Annotated in this window: 1 protein-coding gene; it reads left to right on the forward strand. The window is 72.4% G+C overall.

Annotated elements, in window-relative coordinates; translation table 11 throughout:
• Window positions 1-3316 (forward strand): DUF6531 domain-containing protein (locus GKQ77_RS30375; RefSeq protein WP_219692334.1); only part of this gene is annotated, 3316 nt, incomplete at both ends.

Consider the following 3316-nt stretch of genomic DNA (forward strand, 5'->3'; position numbering starts at 1 on the left):
TCGGCATCATCGCGATGATCGTCGGCGGACCCATCCTCGCCGCCATCGTCATCATCGCCGGAGCCATCGTCCTCGCCGACACCCTCAACAAATACCGAAAAGGCCAAGCAGGCCTGATGGATGTCGCCTTCGCCGCCCTGGACTGCGTACCCGGCATGAAGGGCCTGACCACCGCCGCCAAACTCGGCAAGGGCCTCAAGGGCATGGCCAAGGGCCTGGGCAAGGGCGGGCTGCGCAAGGGGGCCGACGACGCCGTCGGGTCCGGCAAGAAGGCGGGGAGCCGCTGCAAGAACGGCGATCCCATCGACATGGTCTCCGGCGAGATGATCATGGAGGAGACCGACGTCGACCTGCCGGGGCTGCTCCCGCTCGCTCTCCGGCGCACCCATCTGTCGACGTACCGATGGGGCCAGTGGTTCGGTCCTTCGTGGGCCTCCACGCTCGACGAACGCCTCGAACTCGACGACGAGGGCGTCGCCTTCGCCGCCGAGGACGGCATGATCCTGCTCTACCCGGTGCCCCGGCCCGGGGCCTCGGTCATGCCCCTGGAAGGCCCGCGCTGGCCGCTCGACTGGGACGGGGAGCCCGGCGCGCCCCTGCGCATCACCGACCCGGCCACGGGCTTCACCCGTCACTTCGCCCCCACCGGTAGCCCTGGAGCGAGTGGCTCCGCCTTCACGATGCCGCTGGCCGCGATCACCGACCGCAACGGCTTGCGCGTCGACATCGACCGTGACAAGAAGGGCGCCCCCACCGCCGTACGCGACTCGGCCGGCCGCCATCTCCACGTCGACACCCGGCGCGACCGCGTCGTCGGCCTCCGCCTGCGCAACCCCGAGGACGGGCCCGCAGGCACCACCTTGCGGCGCTTCGGCTACGGCGCCGACGGCAACCTCGCCGAGGTGCACAACTCCAGCGGCCTGCCCCTGACGCTCACCTACGACAGCCGCTCCCGCATCACGTCCTGGACCGACCGCGTCGGCTGCTGGTACCGCTTCACCTACGACGACCAGGACCGCTGCGTCACGGGTGAGGGCGCCGACGGCCGCCTCTCGTGCACCATCGCGTACGACGACGAGAACCGGACGACGCGCTACACCGACTCCCTGGGCAACACCACCACCTACCGCCACAACGAACTCCGCCAGCTCGTCGCCCAGACCGACCCGCTCGGCCACACCACGTGCTCCGAGTGGGACCGCTACGACCGCCTGCTCTCGCGGACCGACCCGCTCGGCAGGACGACCCGTTACGTCTATGACGCGGACGGCGCGCCGACCGCCGTCATCCACCCCGACGGCAGCCGGGAGCTGGCGGAGAACGGCATCCACGGCCAGCCCGTCACCGTCACCCAGGCCGACGGTCACGTCTGGCACCTGGAGTACGACGAACGCGGCAACCTCACCGGCGAGACCGACCCCACCGGCGCCCGGATCTCCTACCGGTACAACGGCTTCGGCGGCCTCATCGCGATCACCGACGCCGCGGGGCGCACCGCCGTGCTGGAGCCCGACGCGACCGGGCAGCCGCGGTCGAGCACCGACGCCGAGGGCTGCACGACGCACTTCGAGCGTGACGCGTTCGGCAGGCTGGTCGCGCAGACCGGCCCGGACGGATCGGTCACGCGGTTCGAGTGGACCCCCGAGGGCAAGCTGAGCCGCCGGATCCTGCCCGACGGCAGCACCGAACACCACGTCCACGACGGCGAGGGCAACCTCGTCGAGCACACGGACACGCTGGGCCAGGTCACCCGCTTCGAGTACGGCGGGTTCGACCTGCCGTCGGCCCGCGTCAACCCCGACGGATCGCGTCTGGAGTTCACCTACGACGGTGAACTGCGCGTCACCTCGGTCACCAACCAACTCGGCGCCGCCTGGCGCTACTTCTACGACGAGGCGGGCCGGCTCGTCCGCGAGCAGGACTTCGGCGGGCGTACGCAGAGCTACCGCTTCGACGCCGCGGGGCACCTGGTCGGGCAGACCAACGGGGCGGGCCAGAGCATCGAGTACGTGCGCGACGCGTTCGGCAAGGTGCTCCAGGAGCGGACCCCCGAGGGGGTCACGGCCTACGCGTACGACCCGGTCGGCAACGTCCGCCGCGTGACCAGCGGCCACACCGAACTGACCTACGAACGTGACGCCCGGGGCCGCGTTCTCGCCGAGACGTGCGACGGCGCCACCGTCCGGTCGGCCTACGACGTGCTGGGCAGGCGCACTCGCCGGGTGACGCCGTCGGGCGCCGAGAGTGTGTGGGAGTACGACGGCCGCGACCGGCCGGTGCTGCTGCGGACGGCGGGCAGGACCGTCGCCTTCGGTTACGACGAGGCGGGGCGCGAGGTGGAGCGCCGGACCGGCGCCACCGTGCTCAGCCAGACCTGGGACGCGGACGGCAGGCTCAGCTCGCAGACCTTGATGGCGGACGGCGGCTCTTCGGGTGCGCCCGGGCCGCGGCGCCTCCAGCACCGCGCGTACCGCTACCGGCCGGACGGCGCGGTCACCGGGATCAGCGACCTGCTCGGCGGCGACCGGGTGCTCGATGTCGACGGCACCGGCCGGGTCACCGGCGTGCGGGCGGCGACCTGGTCGGAGCGGTATGCCTACGACCCCGCGGGCAACCTCACCCAGGCCGAATGGCAGGGCTCGGCCGGTTCACGGCCCGGGCGGCCGGGCGGGGGTGAACCGGCGGCCCACGGATCGGCGGGGCGCGGATCGGCGGGGCGCGGATCGGGCGAGGTCCGCTACGAGTTCGACGCCCAGGGCCGGGTGGTCGTACGCCGCAAGAAGCGCCTCTCGCGCAAGCCGGACGTCTGGCGGTACGCCTGGGACAGCCAGGACCGGCTCGTCGGGGTCACCACGCCGGACGGCACCAAGTGGGGTTACCGGTACGACCCGTTCGGCCGCCGCGTCGCCAAGCAGCGGTTCGGGCCGGACGGGTCGACAGTGGTGGAGGAGGTGACGTTCGCCTGGGACGGCTTCGTCCTGGCCGAGCAGGTCACGCGCAGGGGTGACGAGGCTCCCACGTGCATGGTCTGGGACTGGGAGCCGGACCGGTTCAGCCCGGTCACCCAGGTCGATCGCGTCGTCCGCGAGGGCCAGGTCCAGGGTCAGGGTCAGGGCCGGGAGCAGGGCCAGGGCCAGGGCCGGGAGCAGGGGCACTCGCAGGAATGGGTGGACGCCCAGTTCTACTCGATCGTGACCGACCTGGTCGGCACCCCGACCGAGCTGGTCGGCGACGAGGGGGAGCTGGCGTGGCGGGCCCGGGCCACGGTGTGGGGCGCGCCCCTGGGTGACACCGAGCCCGAAGGGGCGTACTGCCC

Source organism: Streptomyces anatolicus (assembly GCF_019400875.1).
Taxonomy (GTDB): Bacteria; Actinomycetota; Actinomycetes; order Streptomycetales; family Streptomycetaceae; genus Streptomyces; species Streptomyces anatolicus.